Source organism: Pseudomonas sp. BNK-44-b (assembly GCF_047456245.1).
GTDB classification, from domain to species: Bacteria; Pseudomonadota; Gammaproteobacteria; order Pseudomonadales; family Pseudomonadaceae; genus Aquipseudomonas; species Aquipseudomonas machongensis.
This window is the reverse complement of the sequence record NZ_CP179908.1, coordinates 3,987,544-4,013,017: the sequence shown is the minus strand read 5'-3', so window position 1 is coordinate 4,013,017 and position 25,474 is coordinate 3,987,544. Positions and strand designations below refer to the sequence as shown.

Genomic DNA, 25,474 nt, shown 5'->3' with positions numbered 1-25,474 from the left:
GGCGGTAACAGACCGACGGTGACGCGCCTAAAGGTTGACCTTTATGAAGGATAGTTTGTTCGATCGGGATTGGGCGGCGGGGCATCCTGGCTTGCCCGCTGCGGGAGCGGGCGAGTCGGGATGCCCCACCGCTCCCACAGGTGCTGCACAGCCCTGAGGCGTCAGATACGGAAACTGCCCACCAGTTGCTTGAGGCGTGCGGCCTGCTGTTCCAGATCGGAGCAGGCGCGCAGGGTGGCCTGCAGGTTTTCCACGCCCTCCTGGTTGAGCGTGTTGATCTCGTTGATGTCCATGTTGATCGACTCCACCACCGAGGTCTGTTCCTCGGTGGCGGTGGCCACCGACTGGTTCATGCCGTCGATCTCGCCAATGCGCTGGGTCACACTGCTCAAGCGCTCGCCGGCCTGGTTGGCGATCTGCACGCCGTCCTGGCTGTGGCGTTGACTCTGGTCCATGGTCTCGACCGAGGTGCGGGCGCCGACCTGCAACTCCTCGATCATCCCCTGGACCTGCTGCGCCGATTCCTGGGTACGGTGGGCGAGGTTGCGCACCTCGTCGGCCACCACCGCGAAGCCGCGGCCGGCCTCACCGGCACGGGCGGCCTCGATGGCCGCGTTCAGCGCCAGCAGGTTGGTCTGTTGGGAGATGCTGGTGATGACCTCGAGGATCTGGCCGATGTTGACGGTCTTGTCGTTGAGGGCCTCGATATGCGCGCTGGAACTGACGATCAGCGCCGACAGGCGGTTCATCGCCTGGATATTGTGCTCGACCACCTGCTGCCCTTCTTCGGCGAGCAATCGGGCAGAGCTGGCATGTTGCGAGGCTTGTGCGGCATTGCCGGCGATTTCCTGAGCCGCGGCGCCCAGCTCGTTGATGGCGGCGGCGACGCTGTTGGTGCGGTTGGCCTGCTCGTCCGAGTTGAGCATCGAGGAGTTGGAGGCGCTGACCACCCGCAGCGCCACTTCGTTGACCTGCTCGGTGGCCGAGGAGACTTCGCGAATCGAGCTGTGCACCCGTTCGACGAAGCGGTTGAATGCGCTGCCGAGCACACCGAACTCGTCATGGTTATGGATGTTCAGGCGCTTGGTCAGGTCGCCTTCACCTTCGGCGATGTCCTCCATGGCACGGGTCATGGTGTGCAGCGGTTGCATCAGCACGCGGATCAGCAGGCCGAGCAGGGCGATGATGATGACCACCGCCACCAGCGTGGCTATCACCGCCGAGTTACGGAAGGTGCTGAGCATGCTGAAGGCTTTGTCCTTGTCCACCGACAGGCCGATGTACCAGTTGGCCGAAGGCAGGCCCTGGATGGGCGTGAAGGTGAGCAGGCGCGCCTGGCCGTCGACCTGCACTTCGGTCAACTCGCGGGACAGTTTCGGGGTGTTCTGTGGGAAGGCCTCCGACAGCGATTTCATCACCAGGGCGTTGTCCGGGTGCACCAGGATCTTGCCCTGGTCGTTAACCAGGAACGCGTAGCCCATGCCGCCGAAGTTCAACGAGTTGATGATCTGTACCAGGCCGTCCAGCGCCAGGTCGCCGCCGACCACGCCGACATCGCTGGAAACCTTGTCGAGGATGCCCATGACCATCTTGTTGGTGGTCATGTCGATGTAGGGTTCGGTGAGGAGAGGGCCGCTGGCGGCCATGCCATCCTTGTACCAGGGGCGTACGCGCGGGTCGTAGCCGTCGGGCATCTTGCTGTCGGGGCGCACGCTGAAGCTGCCGTCGACCTTGCCCAGGTAGACCGTGAGGAAACTGGAGATCAGCGCCTGTTGCCCCATCAGGGTTTCGGCATCGGCCGGATGCTGGGCGATATTCTGCGCAAGGTTTTCCACCAGCCGGATCCGCCCTTCGAACAGGTTGCGGATCGTGGTGGACGTGGACTGGCCCATTTCTGCCAGGTAACTCTCCAGATTGGCGCGAATGGCATTACGCTGGAGATAGTCGTTGTACAACGTGAACAGCGCAAAGGCCAGTATCACGATCAGAGAGGCCGCCAAGAGAATCTTGTGGCTGAAACGAAGGCTTTTGTTCATGACGTCGTCGGGTCCGCTAAGGTTTTATCGGGTCGCTCGCACGAAGCACAGCAGAAAACAGTGCAACAATCCGGTGAGCCTTGGTGGGTTGTGTCCTGTATTTCGGGTCAATATCGCCTCTGCATATCGGCCGCTTTTAGGCAAAGCTTGAGAAGAGGATGAAATAAGATGTCGGATTCTTCGCAAATCGTTGTAGGTGCCGGTCTAGACGGCTTGCCAGTCGGCCAGGCCATGCGCTTGGCCAACCGCCATGGACTGGTCGCCGGAGCGACCGGCACCGGCAAGACCGTGACCCTGCAGCGTCTGGCCGAGGTGTTCAGCGACGCGGGTGTGGCGGTGTTCGCGGCAGACGTGAAAGGAGACCTGTGTGGCCTGGGGGCGGCGGGTTCGCCCCAGGGCAAGGTGGCCGAACGCATTGCCGGGATGCCGTGGCTCGCCCACCAGCCCAAGGCCTACCCGGTGAGCCTGTGGGACATCGCCGGGCAGAGTGGTCATCCGTTGCGCACTACCCTCAGCGAAATGGGCCCGTTGCTGCTGGGCAACCTGCTTGAACTGACCGACAGCCAGCAGGCGGCGCTCTATGCGGCGTTCAAGGTTGCCGACCGCGAGGGACTGTTGCTGCTCGACCTGAAAGACCTCAAGGCGCTGCTTGGCCATCTGAAGGACAACCCACAGCTGCTGGGCGAGGACAGCGCGCTGATGACCACCGCTTCGACCCAAGCCTTGCAGCGGCGCCTGGCCACGCTGGAACAGCAGGGGGCCGAGGCGTTGTTCGGTGAGCCGGCGCTGCAACTGGAGGATCTGCTGCGGGTCGATAGCGATGGCCGCGGGCGCATCCACCTGCTTGACGCCAGCCGCCTGGTGCACGAGGCGCCAAAGGTCTATGCGACCTTCCTCCTGTGGCTGCTGGCCGAGCTGTTCGAGCAACTGCCGGAGCGCGGCGACGCCGACAAGCCGGTGCTTGCGCTGTTTTTCGACGAAGCGCACCTGCTGTTCAACGGGACCCCCAAGGCCCTGCAGGATCGTCTGGAGCAAGTGGTGAGGTTGATCCGTTCCAAGGGCGTGGGGGTGTACTTCGTCACCCAGTCCCCGGGCGACCTGCCCGATGCCGTGCTGGCACAGTTGGGCTTGCGCATCCAGCATGGGCTGCGGGCCTTCACTGCCAAGGAGCAGAAGTCGCTCAGGGCCGTGGCCGACGGTTTTCGTCCCAATCCTGCCTTCGATACCCTGACGGTGCTCACCGAACTGGGGATCGGCGAGGCGCTGGTGGGTACTTTGCAGGACAAGGGGACACCTGAGGTCGTCCAGCGCGTGCTGGTGGCGCCGCCGCAATCGCGGATCGGCCCGCTCACCCCGGCGGAGCGCAGTGCACTGATCGCGCAGTCGCCCCTGGCAGGGCGTTATGACAAGCCGATCGACCGTGAGTCGGCCTATGAACTGCTGACCCAGCGCAAGGGCGAGCCGGTGGAACCGGCGCCTCAGCCCAAGGCTGACGCAGACAGCCTGGCCGACAAGGCGGGTGAATTCTTGCAGAGTGCGGCAGGGCAGGCGATCAAGTCGGCGGTGCGCCAGGCCGCCAACCAGTTGGGCAGGCAACTGGTGCGGGGCTTGATGGGATCTTTGCTGGGAGGCAAGAAGCGCTGAGTTTTCCCAGGGCATGAAAAAGGCGCCGTCGCGGGCGCCTTTTTCAATGCTGCAGGTGTCAGCCGATCGCTTTGGAGGCGAGCCAGAACAGGCCGGCCGCCAGGCCCATCGAGGCTGGCAGGGTCAGTACCCAGGCCAGCAGGATGGTTTTCACCGTGCCGCCTTGCAGGCCGCTCTTGTTGGCGACCATGGTCCCGGCAACACCCGATGACAGTACGTGGGTGGTCGAGACCGGCAGGCTGAACACGTTGGCCATACCGATGGCGCAAGCTGCGGTGATCTGTGCCGACATGCCCTGGGCGTAGGTCATACCCTGCTTGCCGATCTTCTCGCCAACGGTCAGTACCACACGCTTCCAGCCGACCATGGTGCCCAGGCCCAAGGCCAGGGCGACGGCGACGATCACCCAGAACGGGGCGTATTCGGTGGTTGCGGTGAGGTCCTTGCGCAGTTTTTCCAGGTCGGCCTTCTCGCGGCTATCCAGTCCTGGCAGTTTTCCGACCTTTTTCGCGGTGTCGTCCAGGCACAGCAGGTAGCGACGGACTTCCACACGCTGTTCGGCGTTCAGGTCACGGTAGTCGGTCACGCCCTGGAGCGAGGTCTGCAGCGCGGCAATGGTTGGCTCGGTCTGTTGCGGGTTGCAACTGAACTGCTCCGGCAGGTCGTTCGACTTGGCCTTGCCCAACGCCAGGAACTCGCCAAGCGTGGCGGCATTGCGCTGGTAGAACTGGCTCATGTGCAGGGTGGCGTCGCGGGTGCGCTCGATCTGGTAGGTGGTGCTGTTCAGGTCGAGAACGAACTTGGCCGGGACGATACCGATCAGCACCAGCATGATCAGGCCAATGCCTTTCTGGCCGTCGTTGGAGCCGTGCACGAAGCTCACGCCCATGGCCGAGATCACCAGCACCAGGCGGTTCCAGAAGGGTGGGTGCTTCTTGTCGTCGAGCTTGCGGCGCTGGTCCGGGGTCTTGTGCATCTTCGACAGCGGGCGCCACCATTTCAGGCCAATCAGCACCAGTGCGGCAACGGCGAAGCCGGCCATGGGCGAGACCACCAGCGACATGGCGATGTCGATCGCTTTCTGCCAGTTCACGCCGTCACCCAGCGGGATGTCGCTGAGCAGTGCGTTGGCCAGGCCAACCCCGAGAATCGAGCCGATCAGGGTGTGCGAGCTGGACGCCGGGATACCGAAATACCAGGTTCCCAGGTTCCAGGTGATGGCGGCGGCGAGCAGGGAGAAGACCATGGCCAGGCCATGCCCGGTGTTCACGTTGATCAGCAGCTCGACCGGCAGCAGGTGCACGATGGCATAGGCCACCCCGACACCGCCGAGCAGAACCCCGAGGAAGTTGAACACACCCGAGAAGAACACGGCCAGGTGCGGCGGCATGGCTTTGGTATAGATGACGGTGGCTACCGCGTTGGCGGTGTCATGAAAGCCATTGATGAACTCGAATGCGAGCACGAAGGTGAGGGCGAGCACCAGGCTCACGGCTACCCAGGCATCCAGTCCGCTGAATAAATCGATCATGAAGGTTTTCTGGCGGTCGTAGGGGGGCCGGATTATGCCAGAAAACCATGGCAATCGATGCACCCGTGACAGACAGATGGCAGCTTTTCTAAAGCCGCCATGCCGGTTCGACGGTAGGAAGCAAAGCGAAATCGACGAATAAAAAACCGTTAATTTCGTTGAAATGCAGCGAATACGCGATCAATTGAAGGGCTTCGCAGGATTCAAACGATTGTATGAAATTTGTGTAATTCCATTTCATCATCGTCGATTGCAGAAAAAGCGCACGGCGCCATGGCGTTCAGCGCCATGGCGCATTGCGATCACGCCCTGAGCTCAAGGCTCTTCGGGGCGCCGTTCCTTTTCCATCTTCTCCAGTTCCTCGGAGAAGGCTTGGTCAAGGAGGCTGGCACGTTTGCGCCAGGGTTTGCGTTCCGGTTCCGGTTGGGCAGCATAAGTGGTGACTTCACCACCATAAACATCCTTGTAACGTTCTGCCTGGCGCTCGAGTTCGGCGCGCAGTTCATCTTTCGTCACAGTATCGACCTGATAAATTGAAGAGGTTCTCGGTACGGGGCTGTAACACGCGATGCGCGTGGATCCATTTCCCAGCGTGCATACAGACCCGAGCGCCGAATTATAACCGTCGAATCACCAATGGCCACGGCCTTTACTCGAGCCTGATTGTGCAGTGGGAAGTTGACCCGTTGTACTTGGGAAGTTGGAGGCGACGTACCGAGTAAAGTTCGGATAAACAGTGCAGAAATGAAAACGGCCTCGCTGGTAAGCGAGGCCGCTGCCTTTAGTCTTCTACGGTGGGTACCTGACCAGTCTCTCCAAAGAAGCCACAAGGGCATGAGAAAGGTATAAGCAAACGTGTCGGCGGTCAATTGCGATTATCGGCCGCTTGTTCGATAATCGCACGAAGCGCCGTTTTTTTTGAGGTCTGCCGATGAACGATGAAACCAACGCTTCCACGCCCAGCGATCCGCAGCGTGCCGTCTCGCCTTCCCTGGCACCGCCGATCGTCGCATCGCCGGCCAAGCGCATTCAGGCGTTCACCGGCGACCCCGACTTCATGACCTCTCTGGCCCGGGGGCTGGCGGTGATCCAGGCCTTCCAGGAGCGCAAGCGCCACCTGACCATTGCCCAGATCAGCCACCGCACGGAAATCCCCCGCGCCGCAGTGCGTCGTTGTCTGCACACCTTGATCAAACTCGGTTACGCCACTTCCGACGGACGTACCTATTCGTTGCTGCCCAAGGTGCTGACGCTGGGGCATGCCTACCTCTCCTCGACGCCGCTGGCCGTCTCGGCCCAGCCGTATCTGGACCGTATCAGCGAGCAACTGCACGAAGCGGCGAACATGGCGACCCTCGAAGGCGACGACATTCTCTACATCGCCCGCTCGGCGACGGTGGAGCGTCTGATTTCGGTCGACCTGTCGGTGGGTGGCCGCCTACCGGCCTATTGCACCTCCATGGGCCGAATCCTCCTGGCGGCACTGGACGACACCAGCCTGCGCGAGTACTTCGAGCGCGCCGATCTCAAGGCTCGAACCAGCCGCACCTTGCATGATCCCGAGTCGCTGTTCGCCTGTATCCAACAGGTGCGCGCCCAGGGCTGGTGTGTGGTCGACCAGGAGCTGGAGCAGGGGTTGCGCTCGATCGCCGTGCCGATCTATGACGCTTCAGGGCAAGTGCTGGCAGCACTGAATGTCAGCACCCACGTCGGACGGGTGACGCGCAACGAACTGGAACAGCGCTTCTTGCCCATACTGTTGTCGGCCAGCCGCGATCTTTGCCATCAGTTGTTCGGTTGAGCGTCTGGGATGGCGCGCCGCCGCAATAGGTGGACAACCGGTAGAACTATTCTTGTGCGATAAACGCACAATGTCGTTCCTCGTGAATTGCGCCCGCCGCAGGTGCTGATTAATGTTTCTCGCAACGGTCGGCGCTGCCGACCGGACAATAACAACACGAGACAAGCCCATGACCACTGTCCCCTCGCTGCCTTGCGCAGTTGCATCGTTACCCAGCTGATTTCAACGCCCGTACCGGTTTCTTTAGCCCTGCGCCTTATTGGTCGCAGCGGTGTACCTGCGCCCATCTTCTGGATAACAACAATGAACAAACCGCAAACTGCTGTCGGCAACTGCCTCGATGTACAGTCGTTCATCAACGACCAGCCGCTGTCCCGCTATCAATGGCGGGTGGTGATCCTGTGCTTCCTGATTGTCTTCCTCGATGGCCTGGACACCGCAGCGATGGGGTTCATCGCTCCGGCGCTGTCCCAGGAGTGGGGGATCGACCGTGCCAGCCTGGGCCCGGTAATGAGCGCCGCACTGATTGGCATGGTCTTCGGTGCACTGGGTTCCGGGCCGCTGGCAGACCGCTTCGGTCGCAAGGGCGTGCTGGTCGGCGCGGTACTGGTGTTCGGCGGTTTCAGCCTGGCCTCGGCGTACGCCAGCAATGTCGATCAACTGCTGGTGCTGCGTTTCCTGACAGGCCTTGGCCTGGGCGCTGGCATGCCCAATGCCACGACCCTGCTGTCCGAATACACCCCGGAGCGCTTGAAGTCGCTGCTGGTGACCAGCATGTTCTGCGGCTTCAACCTGGGCATGGCCGGTGGTGGCTTCATCTCTGCCAAGCTGATCCCAGCCTACGGCTGGCACAGTCTGCTGGTGCTGGGCGGTGTGCTGCCGTTGCTGCTGGCGGTGGTGCTGCTGGTGTGGTTGCCGGAGTCGGCGCGTTTTCTGGTGGTGCGCAATCGCGGCACGGACAAGGTGCGCAAGACGCTTGCCCCGATCGCTCCGGCCGTGGTTGCCCAGGCCGCGAGCTTCAGCGTACCGGAGCAGAAGGCCGTGGCTGCGCGCAACGTCTTCGCGGTCATTTTCTCTGGCACTTATGGCCTGGGCACGGTGCTGCTATGGCTGACCTACTTCATGGGCCTGGTGATCGTCTACCTGCTGACCAGTTGGCTGCCGACGCTGATGCGCGACAGTGGCGCCAGCCTTGAAACAGCAGCCTTCATCGGTGCGCTGTTCCAGTTCGGCGGCGTACTCAGTGCCGTGGCGGTGGGCTGGGCGATGGACCGCTTCAATCCGCACAAGGTCATCGGCATTTTCTACCTGCTGGCCGGGGTGTTTGCCTACGCGGTGGGTCAAAGCCTGGGCAACATCACGTTGCTCGCCATTCTGGTGCTGGTCGCGGGGATGTGCGTGAACGGAGCACAGTCGGCGATGCCGTCGCTGGCAGCGCGCTTCTATCCGACCCAGGGGCGTGCCACGGGGGTGTCGTGGATGCTGGGCATTGGCCGTTTCGGCGCGATTCTCGGAGCCTGGAGCGGTGCGACGCTGCTGGGGCTGGGCTGGACCTTCGAGCAGGTGCTGACCGCGCTCCTGGTGCCGGCGGCGCTGGCGACCGTCGGGGTTATCGTCAAAGGCTTGGTGAGTCACGCTGACGCCACCTGATCAGGCATTGGGGGAGTGGCCTTTTCGCGGGCAAGCCCGCTCCCACAGGGATTGGGCTGGCCTTTAGATTTTGAGCAAGACAGTTACTCCCTTGTGGGAGCGGGCTTGCCCGCGAAAAGGTCGCCACCCGTCATCATCGGTAACGTATTCAAACCGTTCGATAACCGCACAAAAGGTCGATTATCGGATTGTTTCCCCACCCCGGGTCTCCTTAATCTGAGCCCATCGCAGCGACGCTGCACTCAAACCCGACTCAGCCTGACCAGGAGTCTCCAATGGCAGCAATCCTCTCGCTTCATGATGCCGTGAAGCAGTTCGTCCACGACGGCGACAGCGTTGCCCTCGAAGGTTTCACCCACCTGATTCCGACCGCCGCCGGTCACGAAATCATCCGCCAGGGCAAACGCGACCTCACGCTGGTGCGCATGACCCCGGACCTGATCTACGACCAACTGATCGGTGCCGGTTGTGCGCGCAAACTGATCTTCTCGTGGGGCGGCAACCCGGGGGTCGGCTCGCTGCATCGCCTGCGCGACGCCGTGGAGAAACAATGGCCGCACGCGATCGAGATCGAAGAGCACAGCCATGCCGACCTGGCCAACGCCTACGTTGCCGGCGCCTCCGGCCTGCCGTTCGCGGTATTGCGTGCCTACGCCGGCTCCGACCTGCCCAAGGTCAACCCGCTGATCAAGTCGGTCACTTGCCCTTTCACGGGCGAAGTGCTGGCTGCCGTGCCTTCGGTTCGCCCGGATGTCACCGTGATCCACGCGCAGAAAGCCGACCGCAAGGGCAACGTGCTGCTGTGGGGCATCCTCGGGGTGCAGAAGGAAGCGGCCTTGGCCGCCAAGCGCTGCATCGTCACAGTCGAGGAAATCGTCGACGACCTGCAAGCGCCGATGAACGCCTGCGTACTGCCGACCTGGGCGCTCAGCGCAGTGTGCCTGGTACCGGGCGGCGCGCATCCGTCCTACGCCCATGGCTACTACGAGCGTGACAACCGCTTCTACCAGGCCTGGGACCCGATCGCACGCAACCGCGAATCCTTCACGGCCTGGATCGACACCTACATCCGCGGTACCACCGACTTCACCGAATTCAAGCGCAAGCTGGAGGCTGAACAATGAGCTACTCCACCTCCGAAATGATGACCGTGGCCGCGGCCCGTCGCCTGCGTAACGGCGCCGTCTGCTTCGTGGGGATCGGCCTGCCGTCCAAGGCCGCCAACCTGGCGCGCCTGACCTCGTCGCCCGACGTGGTGCTGATCTATGAGTCTGGCCCGATCGGTGCCAAACCGAGTGTGTTGCCGCTGTCGATCGGCGATGGCGAGTTGGCTGAGACCGCTGACACCGTGGTGCCGACCGGCGAGATCTTCCGCTATTGGCTGCAGGGCGGTCGTATCGATGTGGGCTTCCTCGGCGCCGCCCAGGTCGACCGCTTCGGCAACATCAACACCACCGTGGTCGGTGATTACCACGCGCCCAAGACTCGCCTGCCGGGCGCGGGCGGTGCGCCAGAGATCGCAGGCTCCGCCAAGCAGGTGCTGATCATTCTGAAGCAGTCGCCGCGCGCTTTCGTCGACAAGCTCGACTTCATCACCTCGGTCGGGCACGGCGAGGGCGGCGATTCGCGCAAGCGCCTGGGTCTGCCCGGCGAGGGGCCGGTGGGCATCATCACCGACCTGTGCATCATGGAGCCGGAAGTCGGCACCCACGAATTCGTCGTTACCTCGATCCATCCGGGCGTGACCCGCGAACAGATCGTCGCCGCCACCGGCTGGGCGATTCGCTTTGCCGATGACGTGCAGGCCACCGCCGAGCCGAGCGAGACAGAATTGACCGCCCTGCGTGATCTTGAAGCCCGTACTGCAGCAGCCCATGGCCAGAGCGCAGGAGAAGCCTGATGCGTGACGTATTCATCTGCGACGCGATCCGTACCCCGATTGGCCGTTTCGGTGGCGCCTTGGCTGGTGTGCGCGCCGACGACCTGGCGGCGGTGCCGCTCAAGGCGCTGGTCGAGCGCAACCCGCAGGTTCGCTGGGATCAGCTCGACGAAGTGTTTCTCGGCTGCGCCAACCAGGCCGGCGAGGATAACCGCAACGTCGCGCGCATGGCGCTGCTGCTAGCTGGCCTGCCCGAGAGCATTCCCGGCGTGACCCTCAACCGCCTCTGCGCCTCGGGCATGGATGCGGTCGGCACGGCGTTTCGCGCCATCGCCAGTGGCGAGATGGAGCTGGCCATCGCTGGTGGCGTCGAGTCGATGTCGCGCGCGCCGTTCGTGATGGGCAAGGCCGAGAGTGGCTACTCGCGCAACATGAAGCTCGAAGACACCACCATCGGCTGGCGCTTTATCAACCCGTTGATGAAGGCTCAGTACGGTGTCGATGCCATGCCTGAGACTGCCGACAACGTTGCCGACGATCACCGGGTCTCGCGTGCCGACCAGGATGCCTTCGCCCTGCGCAGCCAGCAGAAGGCCGCCGCCGCGCAGGCGGCAGGTTTCTTCGCCGAAGAGATCGTGCCGGTGCGTATCGTCCACAAGAAGGGCGAAACCCTGGTCGAGCAGGATGAACACCTGCGCCCGGATACCACCCTGGAAGCGTTGGCCAGGCTCAAGCCGGTCAATGGCGCGGACAAGACCGTCACTGCTGGCAATGCGTCGGGTGTGAACGATGGCGCCGCAGCGCTGATCCTGGCATCGGCCGATGCGGTGAAGAAACACGGTCTGACCCCACGTGCCCGTGTCCTGGGTATGGCCAGTGCCGGCGTGGCGCCGCGGGTGATGGGTATAGGCCCCGTGCCTGCTGTGCGCAAGCTCACCGAGCGCCTGGGTATCGCCGTGGCTGATTTCGATGTGATCGAACTCAACGAAGCCTTTGCCAGCCAGGGCCTGGCGGTGCTGCGCGAGCTGGGCGTGGCGGACGATGCGCCTCAGGTCAATCCCAATGGCGGAGCGATCGCCCTGGGGCATCCGTTGGGCATGAGCGGCGCGCGGCTGGTGCTGACGGCGCTGCACCAACTGGAAAAGAGCGGCGGGCGCAAGGGCCTGGCAACCATGTGTGTCGGCGTGGGGCAGGGGTTGGCGCTGGCCATCGAGCGGGTTTGACCTGTGCCGTCCTCTTCGTGTGCAAGCCGCTCACGCCATCCTGTGGTAGCGGGCTTGCCCGCGAAGAGGCCGGACCTGCAAGACATAAGGCTAATGGTCAGCCCCCAAGCGGAACGAGAGTGTTACCGGGTATGTCTAGAATTGATGGTAACCCTCGAGGAGTAAGCACGCCATGACCGCAATCCATTACACGGGCGAGGAGCGTAAAAGCCGTATCTTCGCCATCGTCGGGGCTTCTTCCGGCAACCTGGTGGAGTGGTTCGACTTCTATGTCTATGCCTTCTGCGCCATTTACTTCGCTCCGGCGTTCTTCCCCTCCGACGACCCCACGGTGCAGTTGCTCAACACAGCCGGTGTGTTCGCCGCAGGCTTTCTGATGCGCCCCATCGGTGGCTGGATTTTCGGCCGCCTGGCCGACCGTCACGGGCGCAAGAACTCGTTGATGATCTCGGTGTTGATGATGTGCGCAGGCTCGTTGCTGATCGCCTGCCTGCCGACCTATTCGAGCATCGGTACCTGGGCTCCGGCACTGCTGCTGTTTGCGCGACTGGTCCAGGGCCTGTCGGTCGGCGGTGAGTACGGCACCACCGCGACCTACATGAGTGAGGTGGCCCTGCGCGGCCAGCGTGGATTCTTCGCCTCGTTCCAGTACGTCACCCTGATCGGCGGCCAGTTGCTGGCGGTGCTGGTGGTGGTGATCCTGCAGCAACTGCTCACTGAAGAAGAACTGCGCGCCTGGGGCTGGCGCATTCCGTTCGTGGTCGGCGCCGTCGCCGCGCTGATTTCGCTGATGCTGCGCCGATCGCTGAAAGAGACCAGCAGTGCCGAGACTCGCCAGGATAAAGATGCCGGCAGCGTCAGTGGCCTGTTCCGCAACCACGCCGCAGCCTTCATCACGGTGCTGGGCTATACCGCTGGCGGTTCGTTGATCTTCTACACCTTCACCACCTACATGCAGAAGTACCTGGTCAACACGGCCGGCATGAACGCCAAGAGCGCCAGCTTCGTGATGACTGGCGCGCTGTTCCTGTTCATGATCCTGCAGCCACTGTTCGGCATGTTGTCCGACCGTATCGGCCGACGTAACTCGATGCTGTTGTTCGGCGCGCTGGGCACTCTGTTCACCGTGCCGTTGCTGATGGCGCTCAAGACCGTGACCAGCCCGTTCATGGCCTTCGTGCTGGTGACCCTCGCGCTGTGCATCGTCAGTTTCTATACCTCCATCAGCGGCCTGGTGAAGGCCGAGATGTTCCCACCTCAGGTGCGTGCCTTGGGTGTGGGCCTGGCCTATGCCGTGGCCAACGCGGTCTTCGGCGGTTCGGCCGAATACGTCGCCCTGGGCTTGAAGACGCTGGGGATGGAGAACACGTTCTACTGGTATGTGACCGCCATGATGGCGGTGGCCTTCCTGTTCAGCCTGCGCCTGCCCAAGCAGGCGGCGTACCTGCACCATGATCACTAAGGACGTTGCATGAGCAACCAACTGTTCGATGCCTACTTCACCGCCCCGGCCATGCGCGAGGTGTTCAGCGACCATGGCCGCCTGCAGGGCATGCTCGACTTCGAGGCTGCCCTGGCGCGCGCCGAGGCTGACGCAGGGCTGGTGCCGCACACCGCGGTGGCAGCCATCGAGGCGGCATGCAAGGCCGAGCGCTATGACGTGCAAGCGCTGGCGCAGGCCATTGCGGTGGCTGGCAACTCGGCGATCCCGCTGGTCAAGGCACTGGGCAAGGTGGTTGCCAGTGGCGTGCCGGAGGCCGAGCGTTATGTGCACCTGGGGGCTACCAGCCAGGATGCGATGGACACTGGCCTGGTTCTGCAACTGCGTGATGCCCTGGGGTTGATCGAGGCAGATCTGGAAAAGCTCGCCGACACCCTCGCACGCCAGGCTTTGCTGCATGCCGACACGCCGCTGGTGGGGCGCACCTGGCTGCAGCACGCCACGCCTGTGACGCTGGGCATGAAGCTGGCCGGTATGCTCGGGGCGTTGACCCGTCACCGCCAGCGCTTGCAGGAGCTGCGTCCGCGCCTGTTGTGCCTGCAATTCGGGGGGGCCTCTGGCAGCCTTGCGGCGCTGGGCAGCAAGGCATTGCCGGTGGCCGAGGCGCTGGCGGCACAACTTGGCCTCGCCTTGCCCGAGCAGCCCTGGCACACCCAGCGCGACCGCCTGGTGGAGTTCGCCTCGGTGCTGGGCCTTATTGCCGGCAGCCTGGGCAAATTCGGTCGCGATATCAGCCTGTTGATGCAGACCGAGGCTGGCGAGGTGTTCGAGCCTGCTGCGCCGGGCAAGGGCGGCTCTTCGACCATGCCGCACAAGCGCAACCCTGTGGGTGCAGCGGTGCTGATCGGCGCCGCGACCCGCGTGCCGGGGCTGCTGTCGACGCTGTTCGCCGCCATGCCCCAGGAGCACGAGCGTAGCCTGGGCCTGTGGCATGCCGAATGGGAGACCCTGCCAGACATCTGCTGCCTGGTCTCCGGCGCCCTGCGCCAGGCACAACTGATCGCCGAGGGCATGGAGGTGGACGCCGAGCGCATGCGCCGCAACCTTGAACTGACTCAAGGCCTGGTGCTGGCCGAAGCGGTGAGCATCGTGCTGGCCCAGCGTCTGGGGCGCGACAAGGCCCATCACCTGCTTGAGCAATGCTGCCAGCGCGCGGTGGCCGAACAGCGCCACCTGCGTGCCGTGCTCGGCGACGAGCCACAGGTCACCGAACAGCTGTCTGGCGAAGCGCTCGACCAGTTGCTCGACCCTGCCCATTACCTCGGCCAGGCCCGCGTCTGGGTGGCGCGTGCTGTGGCCGAACATCAACGTTTCACTGCTTGAAGGAGACCGCTGTGGCGCATTTGCAACTGGCCGATGGCGTATTGAACTACCAACTCGAAGGTCCCGAGCACGCCCCCGTGCTGGTGCTGTCCAACTCGCTGGGCACCAACCTGCACATGTGGGATACCCAGATGCCGCTGTGGACCGAACACTTTCGAGTACTGCGCTACGACACGCGCGGTCATGGCGATTCGCTGGTCACCGAAGGGCCGTACAGCATCGAACAACTGGGGCGTGATGTGCTGGCGCTGCTGGATGCTCTGCAGATCGAGCGCGCGCATTTCTGTGGGTTGTCGATGGGCGGCCTGATCGGTCAGTGGCTCGGCATCAATGCAGGTGAGCGTTTGCAGCGTCTGGTGGTGTGCAACACGGCGGCGAAGATCGGATCGCCTGAAACCTGGAATCCGCGCATCGAAATGGTCTTGCGCGACGGCGCCGAGGCCATGCGTGGGTTGCGTGATGCGTCCATCGAGCGCTGGTTCACCCCGGCGTGGTCGAGCGAGCACGCGGATCAGGTCAAGCGCATCACCGACATGCTCGCAACCACTTCGCCACAGGGCTATGCCGCCAACTGCGGAGCGGTGCGCGATGCCGATTTCCGCGATCAGTTGGGAGCGATCAGCGCGCCGCTGCTGGTGATTTCCGGGGAGGCCGATGCGGTGACGCCGCCCTCGGGTGGCCTGTACATCCAAGAGCATGTGGCAGGCGCCGAGTACACCGGCTTCCTGGCTGCGCATCTGTCCAATGTCGAGGTCGGCGAGCCGTTCAGCCGTCGCGTGCTCGATTTCCTGTTGGCCCGCTGAGGAGTACGCCATGGATGAGAAACAACGTTACGACGCTGGCATGCAGGTGCGTCGTGCGGTGCTGGGCGATGCCCATGTGGACCGCAGCCTGGAGAAACTCAACGACTTCAATGGCGAGTTCCAGGAGATGATCACGCGCCACGCCTGGGGCGATATCTGGACCCGTCCGGGGTTGCCACGCCACACCCGCAGCCTGATTACCATCGCCATGTTGATTGGCATGAACCGCAACGAGGAACTCAAGTTGCACCTGCGCGCGGCGGCCAACAATGGCGTGACCCGCGAGGAGATCAAGGAAGTGATCATGCAGAGCGCGATCTATTGCGGGATCCCGGCGGCCAATGCGACCTTCCACCTGGCCGAGTCGGTGTGGGATGAGCTTGGGGTCGAGTCGCGTGCCTAGGCCATAGATCCCCACTGAATTCTTCGCGGGCTTGCCCGCGAAGAATTCAGCACTGTTCCAGCGTCTACACCGCCGCCTTCTTCCCGCGCACCGCTACCGGCCCGGCGTTGGCTTCCACCTGCTGCCTCAGACCGGCACACAGCCCAAGCATGAACGCCAGTTCTGCAACCACGAACAGTGGCCCGATGATCAAGCCGCTGACATCGTCGACGAAGGCGGGTTTTCTGCCCTCGTAGGCATGCCCGACGAACTGGATGATCCAGCCCAGCACGAAGGCCCCGAGCCCGGCACTCAGCCACAGCCCGGTGCTTTGCAGCGCCAGCCATTCGCCTGCCCACAGGCACAGCCCCAGCAACACGCCCATCACCAGCCCGAAGCGCAGGTCCAGGCGCAGGTAGAACCACACCGACGCTGCCGCCACCAGCAGCGCTGGCGACAGCCAGATGCCGGCAACAGGCCAGCCGGGTCGTGACAGCAGGATGCTGACCGCCAGCACGATCAACGGAATGCCGACGAAGTGCGTGGCGATGTTGCGCGGGTCGCGATGATAGGCCGCGTATTGACTCAGGTGTTCGACGAGGTTTTTCATTGTTGTTCCTCCATCAGGGGTAGCGACAGCTTGCCCCGTTCATCCGCCGTCGTCTGTCGCCTGGCCGACAGAGTCCGTTCAGAAGAGGTGTCATGGACAACCCCCAAGCCTGGCGTGCGCAGTTGAGCCACGGCCAGTGGTTTCGGCAGTTGCCCGCTCAGGTTCAGGATAGCCTGCTGGCATTGGCGCGTTCACGTGAGCTGGCGGCCGGACAGTGCCTGTTCCAGCGTGGTGATCCGCCCTGCGGTTTGTATGCGGTGCTGGAGGGTGCCATGCGCGTCGGCGCGGTCAGCCGTGAGGGCAAGGAAGCGCTGTTGACGTTGGTCGAGCCGCCTTACTGGTTCGGCGAGATCAGCTTGTTCGACGGCCAGCCACGCACCCACGATGCCTTTGCCGAAGGTGTCACGCAGCTGTTGTGGATCCCTCAGGCAGCGCTGCTCGACTGGTTGGCGCAGCATCCGCAGCACTGGCGCGACCTGGCGTTGCTGATGAGCCACAAGCTGCGCTGGGTGTTCGTCGCGCTTGAGCAGCAGCACTTGCTGGCCGCGGGGCCGCGTGTGGCCCATCGGCTGTTGCAGATCGCCGAAGGCTATGGCGAGCGCGATGTTGCCCAATGGCGCCTGCAATTGTCGCAGGAGCAATTGGCGCTGATGCTGTCCCTGTCGCGCCAGACCATCAACCAGATCCTCAAGGCGCTGGAGCAGGCGGGGGTGGTGCAACTGGGCTATGGCGAAGTGCTGATCCTCGATGCGCCGAGGCTGCGGGAGATGGCCGCGCATCCAGGCTGACCAAGGTATCGATCATCGCCCGTGCTGCCGGTGACAGGCGATAGCCGCTGCGGCTGATCACCCCGCAACGCACGCTCAGCACTTCCAGCCCCGGCGGCAGGTTGCGCCAGTGCAGGCGTACCAGGCGCCCCGCGGCCAGGTCCTCGGCCACGGCTTCCTCGCTGGCGCTGCCGAGGGTATCGCTGGCCAGCACCACGCTGCGCAGCACTGCCAGGTGTTCGGTCTGCAGGTGTGGGATGAAGTCGCTGCGTCCGCTGAGATTGGCCAGGCGCTTGCGTACACCGGGGGTGAGCAGGGCGCTGGCCAGGGGGTAGGCGAACAGATCGTTGGTCGACAGGCTGTCCTTGGCCAGCAGCGGATGGCCGGGGCGGCAGAAGAACAGGCCCGGGCGCGGGTTGAGGGGCTCGGTGTGGAAGTTGGGGTCGGCCTCGAAGGGGCGGATATCGTCGACGAAAAACTCGATCTGCTCGCGGCGCAGGGCCTGGCCCAGACGTTCGGCATTGTCCACCAGCAGCTCGGTGCGAATCCCCGGATGCTGGGTGATGAACTGCTGCAGGGCGTCGGGTACCAGTCGTGCAGCCAGGGCTGGGCCGCTGCCGAAATGCAGTTCGCCGGCGTCGAGCTTGGTCATCTGCAGCACGTCGTTGCTCAGTTGTGCGGCCCCCTGAACCAGGCGCCGGGCATGTTGCAGCACCACCTGGCCTTCTGGGGTCGGTTGCAGCGCCTTGTTGCCGCGATCGACCAGGGCGCAGCCGAACTCCTGCTCCAGGCCCTGGATGGCGCGACTGAACGCGGGCTGGGTAATGCCCATGGCTTCGGCAGCGCGGACGAAGCTGCGGTACTCGGTGAGGGCGATGAAATAGCGCAGTTGGCGAAGGTCCATATCGAGATTCTGCGGAGTAGAGAGGGCTCGTTTTAGACCTTGTTGCTTATTCCGTCAACGATGGTTTAGTTAGTTGTTTAGCTGATTTTGTTATTTAGAGGGGCGGGTAAGCCCGCCCCCCAAGCGCGGCGCGACTTTCACAACAGGCTGAACGGATAACTCACGATCAGCCTGTTCTCGTCGAAGGCGTTGGTGCTGAAATCCCTGCGCATGGTGGAGTTGCGCCATTTCACCGACAGGTCCTTGAACGTACCGGACTGGATCACGTACGCCAGTTCGCTCTCGCGCGCCCACTCCTTGCCATCGGTGATGCTGCCGACATGCACGTTGTCGCCCTTGATGTAGCGGTTCATCAGGGTCAGGCCGGGGATGCCGACGGTGGCGAAGTTGAAATCGTGGCGCAGTTGCCAGGAGCGCTCCTTGGCATTCTCGAAGCTGGCGTTGTAGCTGTCGTTGGCCAGGGTGCCGCCGCTGGTGCCGTTGACTCGCATCCACTCGTCATCGCCGCCGACCTTCTGCAGACCGACATAGAACGTATGACCCTGATAGCGCGCCGAAAGCATGGCCGAGGCGGTGCGGTTGTCCAGCTTGCCGGCACGCTCGGCGCCGTCTTCCTTGCCGATGAAGTAGCCCAGGTTCGCCCCCAGGGTCCAGTCGCCCAAGGGCTGGCTGTGCACCAGGTTGAAGTACTGCTGGCGGTAGATATCCTTGAGCTGGGCGTCCCACACGCCGACCAGGGTGCGCTTGTCGTTGAAGCTGTACTCACCCCCTGCAAAGTTGAAGCGGTCGGAGGTGAAGCCCGGGCGGCTGAACAGCGCCATGTCCTCCATGCTCGCGTCGTTGCGCGGGCTGTTGCCACGGAACTGGCCGGCGTACAGGGTCAGCCCGGTGATCTCCCTGGAGGTGATCTGGCCGCCGCGGAAGGTCTGCGGCAGCGAACGACCATCGTCAGAGCGCAGGATCGGCAGTACCGGCATCCATTCGCCGACCTTGAGCTCGGTCTGTGAAATCCTGGCCTTGAGCGCGACACCCAGGCGGCCGAAGTCGTCGGCGGGGCGACCATCGTCGTGCACTGGCAGCAGCTGCGTGCCGGCCGTCCCCTTGCCGCCATCGAGCTTGACCGAATACAGCCCCAGCACATCGACGCCAAAGCCGACGGTGCCCTGGGTGAACCCGGAACGGGCGTCGAGGATGAAGCTTTGCGTCCATTCCTCGGCCTTGCCCTGGGCCTTGGCGGGGTCGACGAAGTTGCGGTTGATGTAGAAGTTGCGCAGGTTGAGGGTGGCCTTGGCGTCTTCCACGAAGCCGCCGTCGGCGGCGAGGGCGGGGAGGACGCAGGACATGGCCAGAAGGCCCGGCAGCAGGGGGCGTGCGGGTTGCAGAATGCTCATCTGTCGTGGATCTCTTGTTTTTATGGGCGAGTCGGAGCGCTGCGGCCGGAGGCTGCAGGTCGACGCTTTATTGATGAACTTGTGCAACGTTGCGTGGAGGATGGTGCGTGATCGGAGCTGCGGCGAGCAATTCGTCGGAAGTGGAACGGGGCGATAATCGAACGCATTGTGTGAGGCGGGGTGTTGTTACCGGAAAACAAAAAGCCCACCTCGAGGGTGGGCTTGATGCTGTTGCCGGATCACTCAGCCTTTGGGGGAGTCCACCGAAGCCTGCTGGTTGACCTGTCCGGTCTGCTCGTACCAGCCACCGCCGAGCGCCTTGTACAGGTTGACCTCGCTGGTCAGCTGCGACAGGCGATCGCTGATCAGCGCCTGCTGGGCACTGAACAGGTTGCGCTGGGCGTCGAGGAAGGTCAGGTTGCTGTCGATACCGATGCGGTAGCGACGCTCTGCCAGACGGTAGTAATCCTGGTTGGCGGCAACCAGGTCACGTTGGGCCTGCAACTGCTCTTCGAAGGTCTTGCGCGCCGCGAGGCCATCGGAGACTTCCTGGAAGGCGGTCTGGATGGTCTTTTCGTACTTGGCGACGTTGATGTCCTTCTGGATCTTCGAGTAGTCCAGGCTGGCGCGCAGGCTGCCGGCGTTGAAGATCGGCAGGTTGATCTGCGGTTGGAACAGCCAGGTCCCCGACCCCCCCTTGAACAGCCCGCCCATGTCCGGGCTCAGGGTACCGGCGTTGGCGGTCAGGCTGATGCTCGGGAAGAACGCCGCGCGGGCTGCGCCGATGTTGGCATTGGCAGCCTTGAGCAGGTGCTCGGCTTCCTGGATGTCCGGACGCCGCTGCAGCAGGTCGGACGGCAGGCCCGCTGGCACGTCGGCCAGTTGGTCGGCGTCGAGCTTCAGCGAGGCCGGCAGGTCCGCCGGTACACCGGTGCCCAGCAGCACGGTCAGGCTGTTCAGGTCCTGCGCCACCAGACGCTGGTACTGCGACAGCTTGACCCGCGCGCCTTCGACAGCGGTGCGCGCCTGGCTCAGGTCAAGTGCGGAGGCCACGCCGACCTCGTTGCTGCGGCGGGTCAGGTTGTAGCTTTCTTCGTAGGTCTTGAGCGTTTCTTCGGTCAGCTTCAGCAGCGCCTGGTCGGCCTGCCAGGTGTAGTAGGCGTTGGCCACGCTGGCCACGAGGCTGATCTGCGTGGAGCGACGTGCCTGCTCGCTGGACAGGTAGGTCTCCAGGGCCTGTTCGCTCAGGCTGCGGACGCGGCCGAACAGGTCCAGCTCATAGGCGCTGACGCCCAACGTTGCCGAGTACTGGCTGGTGATGTTCGCTTCGCCGGTCTGCGACAGGTTGCCCGGAACCCGCTGGCGGCTGCCGCTGCCGGTGGCCGAGACCGCCGGGAACAGGTCGGCGCGCTGGATGCGGTACTGCGCACGGTAGGCATCGATGTTCAACGCGGCCACACGCAGGTCGCGGTTGTTGACCAGCGAGGTCTGGATCAGCTTCTGCAGCGCCGGGTCGTGGAAGAACTGGCGCCAGCCCTGTTCGGCGGCGGCCACGTCTGCCGACTGGGTCGGCGAGTACGCAGGGCCTTGCGGCCACTGCGCGGCCACCGGCGCTTCCGGGGTCTGGTAGTCAGGAATAAGCGAGCAGCCGCCGAGAATGAAAGCGGTTACCGCCAGGGACAACAAAGACTTGGTCATTGCCCAGCCTCATTACGTGGAGTTTCAGGGGTGGCGTCGGTGTGCGGCTCTTTGCTGCCGAACAGCGACGACACTGCTACGAAGAACAGCGGTACCCAGAAGATCGCCAGCACAGTCGCACTGATCATGCCGCCGATCACCCCGGTGCCGATCGCGTGCTGGCTGCCAGAGCCTGCGCCGCTGGCGATGGTCAACGGTACCACGCCGAGGATGAATGCCAGCGAGGTCATGATGATCGGGCGCAGACGCATACGGCACGCCTCGATCGTCGCATCGAACAGGCTCTTGCCCTGTTCGTGCAGCTCTTTGGCGAACTCGACGATCAGAATGGCGTTTTTTGCCGCCAGGCCGATGGTCGTCAGCAGGCCGACGAGGAAGTACACGTCATTCGACAGCCCGCGCATGCTGGTGGCGATCAGTGCACCGATGATACCCAGCGGCACCACCAGCACGACGGCGATCGGGATCGACCAGCTTTCGTACAGCGCTGCCAGGCAGAGGAACACGAACAGCAGCGAAAGGGCGAACAGCGCCGGCATCTGCGAACCGGAGAGCTTCTCCTCGTAGGACATGCCGGTCCAGGAGTAGCCGATGCCCGACGGCAGTTCGCCGACGATGCGTTCGACCTCGGCCATGGCCTCACCGGTACTGTAGCCAGGCGCCGGGGCACCGAGGATCTCGACTGCTTCCACGCCGTTGTAACGCGACAGCTTCGGCGAGCCGTAGGTCCATTCACCGGAGGCGAAGGAGGAGAACGGCACCATCTCGCCCTGGCCGTTGCGCACGTACCACTTCTGCAGGTCTTCGGGGCTCATGCGGGCACTGGAGTCGCCCTGGATGTACACCTTCTTGACCCGGCCACGATCGATGAAGTCGTTGACGTAGCTGCCACCCAGCGCGATCGACAGGGTGTTGTTGATGTCGGCAATGGTGACGCCCAGGGCACTGGCGCGCTCATCGTCGACGATCAGCTGGTACTGCGGCTCGTCGTTCAGGCCGTTGGGGCGCACTGCGGAGAGGATCTTGCTCTGCGAGGCCTTGGCCAGGAACTGGTTGCGCGCTTCCATGAGCTTCTCGTGGCCGACGCCGGCACGGTCCTGGAGGAACACGTCGAAGCCGGTGGCGTTACCCAGTTCGAGCACTGCCGGCGGTGCGAAGGCGAACACCATCGCATCGCGGAAGCTGAAGAAGTGCTGCTGGGCGCGGGTCGAGAGATTGAACACGCTGTTCTCGGCCGAACGCTCGCCCCAAGGTTTGAGCATGATGAACGCCATGCCCGAACTCTGGCCACGGCCGGCGAAGTTGAAACCGGTCACGGTGAACACCGACGACACGGTGTCGGCTTCGTCCTTGAGAAGGTATTCGCGCATCTTGTCGACGACCACCTGGGTGCGTTCGGCACTGGAACCGGCCGGGGTCTGCACCTGGGCGAAGAGCACGCCCTGGTCTTCTTCAGGCAGGAACGCGGTGGGGATGCGAGTGAACAGCCAGATCATGCCCACCACGATCAGCGCATAGGCCAGCAGGAACGGGATCTTGTTGCGCAGGATGGTACCGACACTGCGCTCGTAGCCCTTTACGCTGCGGTCGAAGTTACGGTTGAACCAGCCGAAGAAGCCGCCCTTGGCCGTGTGGTGCTCACCTTTCTTCAACGGCTTGAGCATGGTCGCGCACAGCGCCGGAGTGAAGATCAGTGCCACCAGCACCGACAGGCCCATGGCCGATACGATGGTGATCGAGAACTGCCGGTAGATCACGCCGGTGGAGCCGCCGAAGAAGGCCATCGGCAGCAGTACCGCCGAAAGCACCAGGGCAATACCGACCAGTGCGCCCTGAATCTGCTGCATCGAGCGCTTGGTCGCTTCCTTGGGCGGCAGCCCTTCTTCGGACATCACCCGCTCGACGTTTTCCACGACGACGATGGCATCGTCCACCAGCAGGCCGATGGCCAGGACCATCGCGAACATGGTCAGGGTGTTGATGCTGAAGCCTGCGGCCGCAAGGATGCCGAAGGTGCCCAGCAACACCACCGGAACGGTCATGGTGGTGATGATGGTGGCGCGGAAGTTCTGCAGGAACAGGTACATCACCAGGAACACCAGGACCACGGCTTCGATCAGGGTGTGGATTACCCCGCTGATCGATTCGGTGACCACTGGCGTGGTGTCATACGGGAACACTGCCTTGACCCCGGGCGGGAAGAACGGCTCGAGGTCGCTGATGGTCTTGCGCAAGGCCTTGGCGGTATCCAGGGCGTTGGCGCCGGTTGCCAGCTTGACCGCCAGGCCCGAAGCCGGCTTGCCGTTGAACTGCGCGCTGACCGCGTAGTTCTCACCGCCCAGACCAACCTTGGCGACGTCACGCAGGCGCACCTGCGAGCCATCGCTGTTGACCTTGAGCAGGATCTTCTCGAACTGCTCGGCGGTCTGCAGGCGAGTCTTGCCGATGATGGTGGCGTTGAGCTGGGTACCTGGCATCGCTGGCAGGCCACCGAGCTGGCCGGAAGAAACCTGCACGTTCTGCGCAGTGACGGCGGTACGTACATCGACCGGGGTCAACTGGAACTTGTTGAGCTTGGCCGGATCGAGCCAGATACGCATGGCGTACTGGGCACCGAACACCTGGAAGTCACCAACGCCGGCAGTCCGCGAGATCGGGTCCTGCATGTTGGAGACGATGTAGTTCGCCAGGTCGTCCTTGGTCATGCTGCCATCTTCGGACACCAGGCCGATCACCAGCAGGAAGTTCTTCACTGCCTTGGTGACACGGATACCTTGCTGCTGTACTTCCTGCGGCAGCAGCGGGGTGGCCAGGTTGAGCTTGTTCTGCACCTGCACCTGCGCGGTGTCGGCGTTGGTACCCTGCTCGAAGGTAGCGGTGATGGTCATGCTGCCGTCGGAGTTACTTTCCGAAGACACGTAGCGCAGGTTGTCGATACCGTTGAGCTGCTGCTCGATGACCTGTACCACGGTGTCCTGCACGGTCTGCGCCGAGGCGCCCGGGTAGGTCACGGCGATGGCGATGGCCGGCGGCGCGATGCTGGGGTACTGGTTGATCGGCAGTTTCAGGATCGACAGGGCCCCGACCAGCATGATCACCAAGGCGATCACCCAGGCGAAGATCGGGCGATCGATAAAGAACTTCGACATGGTTTACTCCGCTTTGGCGTCTGCTTTCGCGGCGCTGGCCTGTTCAGGGCTGCCCGGCTTCTTGACGTTGGTGGCTTCGCTGACCTTGACCTCGACACCTGGACGCACGAACTGCAGCCCCTCGGTGATCAGGCGGTCGCCCGGATTGAGGCCTTCCTCGATCAGCCACTCGTTGCCCAGCGTGCGGCTGGCCTTGAGTTGACGCAGTTCCACCTTGTTATCCTTGTTCACCACCAGTGCCGTGGGCGAGCCCTTGAGGTCGCGGGTCACACCTTGCTGTGGGGCGAGGATCGCGTTGGCATTGACACCAGCTTGCAGGCGGGCATGCACGAACATGCCCGGCAGGAGGGTGTGGTCCGGGTTGGCGAACACCGCACGCAGGGTCACCGAGCCCGTGGTTTCATCGACCGAGACTTCGGAGAACTCCAGGCGACCTTCACCGGCGAACGTGCTGCCGTCTTCGAGCACCAGCTGCACCTTCGCGGCATTGTCGCCAGCCTTCTGCAGCCGGCCGCTTTCCAGATCACGGCGCAACTTGAGCAGTTCGGCGGTGGACTGAGTGACGTCGACGTAGATCGGGTCGAGCTGCTGGATGGTGGCCATGGCGTTGGTCTGGCCATTGCTCACCAGCGCGCCTTCGGTGACCGACGAGCGTCCGATGCGACCGCTGATCGGCGCCAGCACCTTGGTGTAGCGCAGGTCGATCTGCGCGCTCTTGAGCGAGGCTTCGGCCTGCAATCGTTTGGCATTGGCGTCGTCATATTCCTGTTTGGAGACGGCCTGCTCGTCGATCAGTTGCTTGTAGCGCTCGGCCAGCGAGCGGGTAGCCTGAAGGTTGGCCTGGGCATTACCCAGGTTGGCTTCATAGACGGCGGGATCGATCTGGTAGAGCTGCTGCCCTTCCTTGACGTCGCTGCCTTCCTTGAACAGGCGCTTGAGAATGATGCCATTGACCTGTGGACGGACTTCGGCGACGCGATAGGCGCTGGTGCGCCCTGGCAGTTCCGAGGTCAGGGTGAAGGCCTGCGGCTGCAGGGTGACGACGCCGACCTGAGGAGCCTGCGCTGCAGGCGCGGCTTCTTCTTCTTGCAGCCACTGAGCAGGGTTGCAAGGGCGACGGCGGAAACCAGGGCGGTAACGGCTGGCTTGAATTGCATGAGGATCCTCGGGTCGCAGGAGCAG

The 25,474-nt window shown here is 63.4% G+C and carries 19 protein-coding genes and 1 pseudogene; 11 read left to right on the top strand and 9 right to left on the bottom strand.

The features are described from left to right. Positions 1-161: 161 nt before the first annotated feature. Positions 162-2,036: a methyl-accepting chemotaxis protein gene (locus ACMGGG_RS18450; RefSeq protein ID WP_414154183.1), complete on the bottom strand. Its 1,875-nt coding sequence runs from the start codon at positions 2,034-2,036 to the stop codon at positions 162-164. Between the two features lie 168 nt (positions 2,037-2,204). Between ACMGGG_RS18450 and ACMGGG_RS18445 the strand changes: the two genes are divergently transcribed. After that, the gene (locus ACMGGG_RS18445) at positions 2,205-3,680 is read left to right on the top strand and encodes a helicase HerA-like domain-containing protein (RefSeq protein WP_063545965.1); all 1,476 of its coding nucleotides are present in this window, start codon (positions 2,205-2,207) and stop codon (positions 3,678-3,680) included. Positions 3,681-3,738: 58 nt separating this feature from the next. Here ACMGGG_RS18445 and ACMGGG_RS18440 read toward each other — a convergent pair whose 3' ends face one another. Further along, on the bottom strand, positions 3,739-5,211 hold the full coding sequence (locus ACMGGG_RS18440; RefSeq protein ID WP_054893788.1) for an inorganic phosphate transporter: 1,473 nt from the start codon (positions 5,209-5,211) through the stop codon (positions 3,739-3,741). Positions 5,212-5,526: 315 nt separating this feature from the next. Continuing rightward, entirely contained in the window at positions 5,527-5,727 is a 201-nt protein-coding gene (locus tag ACMGGG_RS18435) for a hypothetical protein (protein ID WP_081255307.1), read from the bottom strand. Positions 5,728-6,142: 415 nt separating this feature from the next. Between ACMGGG_RS18435 and pcaR the strand changes: the two genes are divergently transcribed. The 9 genes from pcaR to pcaC all read left to right on the top strand — a co-directional run bounded on the left by pcaR (position 6,143) and on the right by pcaC (position 15,794). Beyond that, positions 6,143-7,012, top strand: coding sequence for a pca regulon transcriptional regulator PcaR (gene pcaR, locus ACMGGG_RS18430; protein WP_054893786.1), 870 nt, complete (start codon positions 6,143-6,145; stop codon positions 7,010-7,012). Positions 7,013-7,315: 303 nt separating this feature from the next. After that, positions 7,316-8,662 carry an MFS transporter gene (locus ACMGGG_RS18425; protein ID WP_063545964.1) on the top strand — a complete coding sequence of 449 codons (1,347 nt, stop codon included), beginning with the start codon at positions 7,316-7,318 and terminating at the stop codon, positions 8,660-8,662. Between the two features lie 275 nt (positions 8,663-8,937). Further along, a complete protein-coding gene (locus tag ACMGGG_RS18420) occupies positions 8,938-9,786 on the top strand; it encodes a CoA transferase subunit A (RefSeq protein WP_054893784.1) in 849 nt (282 codons plus the stop codon). Beyond that, the gene (locus ACMGGG_RS18415) at positions 9,783-10,562 is read left to right on the top strand and encodes a CoA-transferase subunit beta (RefSeq protein ID WP_054893783.1); all 780 of its coding nucleotides are present in this window, start codon (positions 9,783-9,785) and stop codon (positions 10,560-10,562) included. Before ACMGGG_RS18420 ends, ACMGGG_RS18415 begins: the two co-directional genes overlap by 4 nt. Continuing rightward, positions 10,559-11,764, top strand: a complete 1,206-nt coding sequence (gene pcaF, locus ACMGGG_RS18410) for a 3-oxoadipyl-CoA thiolase (RefSeq protein WP_172964853.1) — start codon at positions 10,559-10,561, stop codon at positions 11,762-11,764. Before ACMGGG_RS18415 ends, pcaF begins: the two co-directional genes overlap by 4 nt. A 172-nt stretch (positions 11,765-11,936) precedes the next feature. Continuing rightward, the gene (locus ACMGGG_RS18405; RefSeq protein ID WP_054893781.1) at positions 11,937-13,226 is read left to right on the top strand and encodes an MFS family transporter; all 1,290 of its coding nucleotides are present in this window, start codon (positions 11,937-11,939) and stop codon (positions 13,224-13,226) included. Between the two features lie 9 nt (positions 13,227-13,235). After that, entirely contained in the window at positions 13,236-14,588 is a 1,353-nt protein-coding gene (locus tag ACMGGG_RS18400) for a 3-carboxy-cis,cis-muconate cycloisomerase (RefSeq protein WP_065864245.1), read from the top strand. 11 nt (positions 14,589-14,599) lie between these two features. Further along, positions 14,600-15,391 carry a 3-oxoadipate enol-lactonase gene (gene pcaD, locus ACMGGG_RS18395; RefSeq protein WP_054893779.1) on the top strand — a complete coding sequence of 264 codons (792 nt, stop codon included), beginning with the start codon at positions 14,600-14,602 and terminating at the stop codon, positions 15,389-15,391. A gap of 10 nt (positions 15,392-15,401) precedes the next feature. Next, positions 15,402-15,794: a 4-carboxymuconolactone decarboxylase gene (pcaC, locus tag ACMGGG_RS18390; protein WP_112899050.1), complete on the top strand. Its 393-nt coding sequence runs from the start codon at positions 15,402-15,404 to the stop codon at positions 15,792-15,794. A gap of 64 nt (positions 15,795-15,858) precedes the next feature. Here pcaC and ACMGGG_RS18385 read toward each other — a convergent pair whose 3' ends face one another. Beyond that, a complete protein-coding gene (locus ACMGGG_RS18385; protein WP_054894504.1) occupies positions 15,859-16,383 on the bottom strand; it encodes a DUF962 domain-containing protein in 525 nt (174 codons plus the stop codon). Positions 16,384-16,475: 92 nt separating this feature from the next. Between ACMGGG_RS18385 and ACMGGG_RS18380 the strand changes: the two genes are divergently transcribed. Beyond that, positions 16,476-17,171: a Crp/Fnr family transcriptional regulator gene (locus tag ACMGGG_RS18380; RefSeq protein WP_054894503.1), complete on the top strand. Its 696-nt coding sequence runs from the start codon at positions 16,476-16,478 to the stop codon at positions 17,169-17,171. Here the strand turns inward: ACMGGG_RS18380 and ACMGGG_RS18375 are convergent. The 5 genes and pseudogenes from ACMGGG_RS18375 to ACMGGG_RS18355 form a co-directional block, all read right to left on the bottom strand. Further along, positions 17,071-18,054, bottom strand: coding sequence for a LysR family transcriptional regulator (locus ACMGGG_RS18375; protein ID WP_112899049.1), 984 nt, complete (start codon positions 18,052-18,054; stop codon positions 17,071-17,073). The genes ACMGGG_RS18380 and ACMGGG_RS18375 overlap by 101 nt on opposite strands. A 137-nt stretch (positions 18,055-18,191) precedes the next feature. Continuing rightward, complete coding sequence (locus tag ACMGGG_RS18370; protein WP_414154182.1) at positions 18,192-19,445, bottom strand: OprD family porin; 1,254 nt, start codon at positions 19,443-19,445, stop codon at positions 18,192-18,194. 243 nt (positions 19,446-19,688) lie between these two features. Continuing rightward, positions 19,689-21,143 (bottom strand): AdeC/AdeK/OprM family multidrug efflux complex outer membrane factor, encoded by a 1,455-nt coding sequence (locus ACMGGG_RS18365; protein ID WP_414154181.1) that lies wholly within the window; start codon positions 21,141-21,143, stop codon positions 19,689-19,691. Further along, complete coding sequence (gene ttgB / locus ACMGGG_RS18360) at positions 21,140-24,292, bottom strand: multidrug efflux RND transporter permease subunit TtgB (protein WP_054894499.1); 3,153 nt, start codon at positions 24,290-24,292, stop codon at positions 21,140-21,142. Before ttgB ends, ACMGGG_RS18365 begins: the two co-directional genes overlap by 4 nt. Before the next feature lie 3 nt (positions 24,293-24,295). Then, positions 24,296-25,449 (bottom strand): annotated as a pseudogene (locus tag ACMGGG_RS18355) (efflux RND transporter periplasmic adaptor subunit). Positions 25,450-25,474: the final 25 nt, after the last annotated feature.

Bases quoted from the DNA above. Each gene is read 5' to 3' on its own strand.
- ACMGGG_RS18380 (WP_054894503.1), top strand. From the start codon at position 16,476: ATGGACAACCCCCAAGCCTGGCGTGCGCAGTTGAGCCACGGCCAGTGG.
- ACMGGG_RS18370 (WP_414154182.1), bottom strand. From the start codon at position 19,445: ATGAGCATTCTGCAACCCGCACGCCCCCTGCTGCCGGGCCTTCTGGCC.
- ACMGGG_RS18400 (WP_065864245.1), top strand. From the start codon at position 13,236: ATGAGCAACCAACTGTTCGATGCCTACTTCACCGCCCCGGCCATGCGC.
- ACMGGG_RS18405 (WP_054893781.1), top strand. From the start codon at position 11,937: ATGACCGCAATCCATTACACGGGCGAGGAGCGTAAAAGCCGTATCTTC.
- pcaR (WP_054893786.1), top strand. From the start codon at position 6,143: ATGAACGATGAAACCAACGCTTCCACGCCCAGCGATCCGCAGCGTGCC.
- ACMGGG_RS18365 (WP_414154181.1), bottom strand. From the start codon at position 21,143: ATGACCAAGTCTTTGTTGTCCCTGGCGGTAACCGCTTTCATTCTCGGC.
- ACMGGG_RS18420 (WP_054893784.1), top strand. From the start codon at position 8,938: ATGGCAGCAATCCTCTCGCTTCATGATGCCGTGAAGCAGTTCGTCCAC.
- ttgB (WP_054894499.1), bottom strand. From the start codon at position 24,292: ATGTCGAAGTTCTTTATCGATCGCCCGATCTTCGCCTGGGTGATCGCC.
- ACMGGG_RS18375 (WP_112899049.1), bottom strand. From the start codon at position 18,054: ATGGACCTTCGCCAACTGCGCTATTTCATCGCCCTCACCGAGTACCGC.
- ACMGGG_RS18440 (WP_054893788.1), bottom strand. From the start codon at position 5,211: ATGATCGATTTATTCAGCGGACTGGATGCCTGGGTAGCCGTGAGCCTG.
- ACMGGG_RS18415 (WP_054893783.1), top strand. From the start codon at position 9,783: ATGAGCTACTCCACCTCCGAAATGATGACCGTGGCCGCGGCCCGTCGC.
- pcaC (WP_112899050.1), top strand. From the start codon at position 15,402: ATGGATGAGAAACAACGTTACGACGCTGGCATGCAGGTGCGTCGTGCG.
- ACMGGG_RS18425 (WP_063545964.1), top strand. From the start codon at position 7,316: ATGAACAAACCGCAAACTGCTGTCGGCAACTGCCTCGATGTACAGTCG.
- ACMGGG_RS18445 (WP_063545965.1), top strand. From the start codon at position 2,205: ATGTCGGATTCTTCGCAAATCGTTGTAGGTGCCGGTCTAGACGGCTTG.
- ACMGGG_RS18450 (WP_414154183.1), bottom strand. From the start codon at position 2,036: ATGAACAAAAGCCTTCGTTTCAGCCACAAGATTCTCTTGGCGGCCTCT.
- ACMGGG_RS18385 (WP_054894504.1), bottom strand. From the start codon at position 16,383: ATGAAAAACCTCGTCGAACACCTGAGTCAATACGCGGCCTATCATCGC.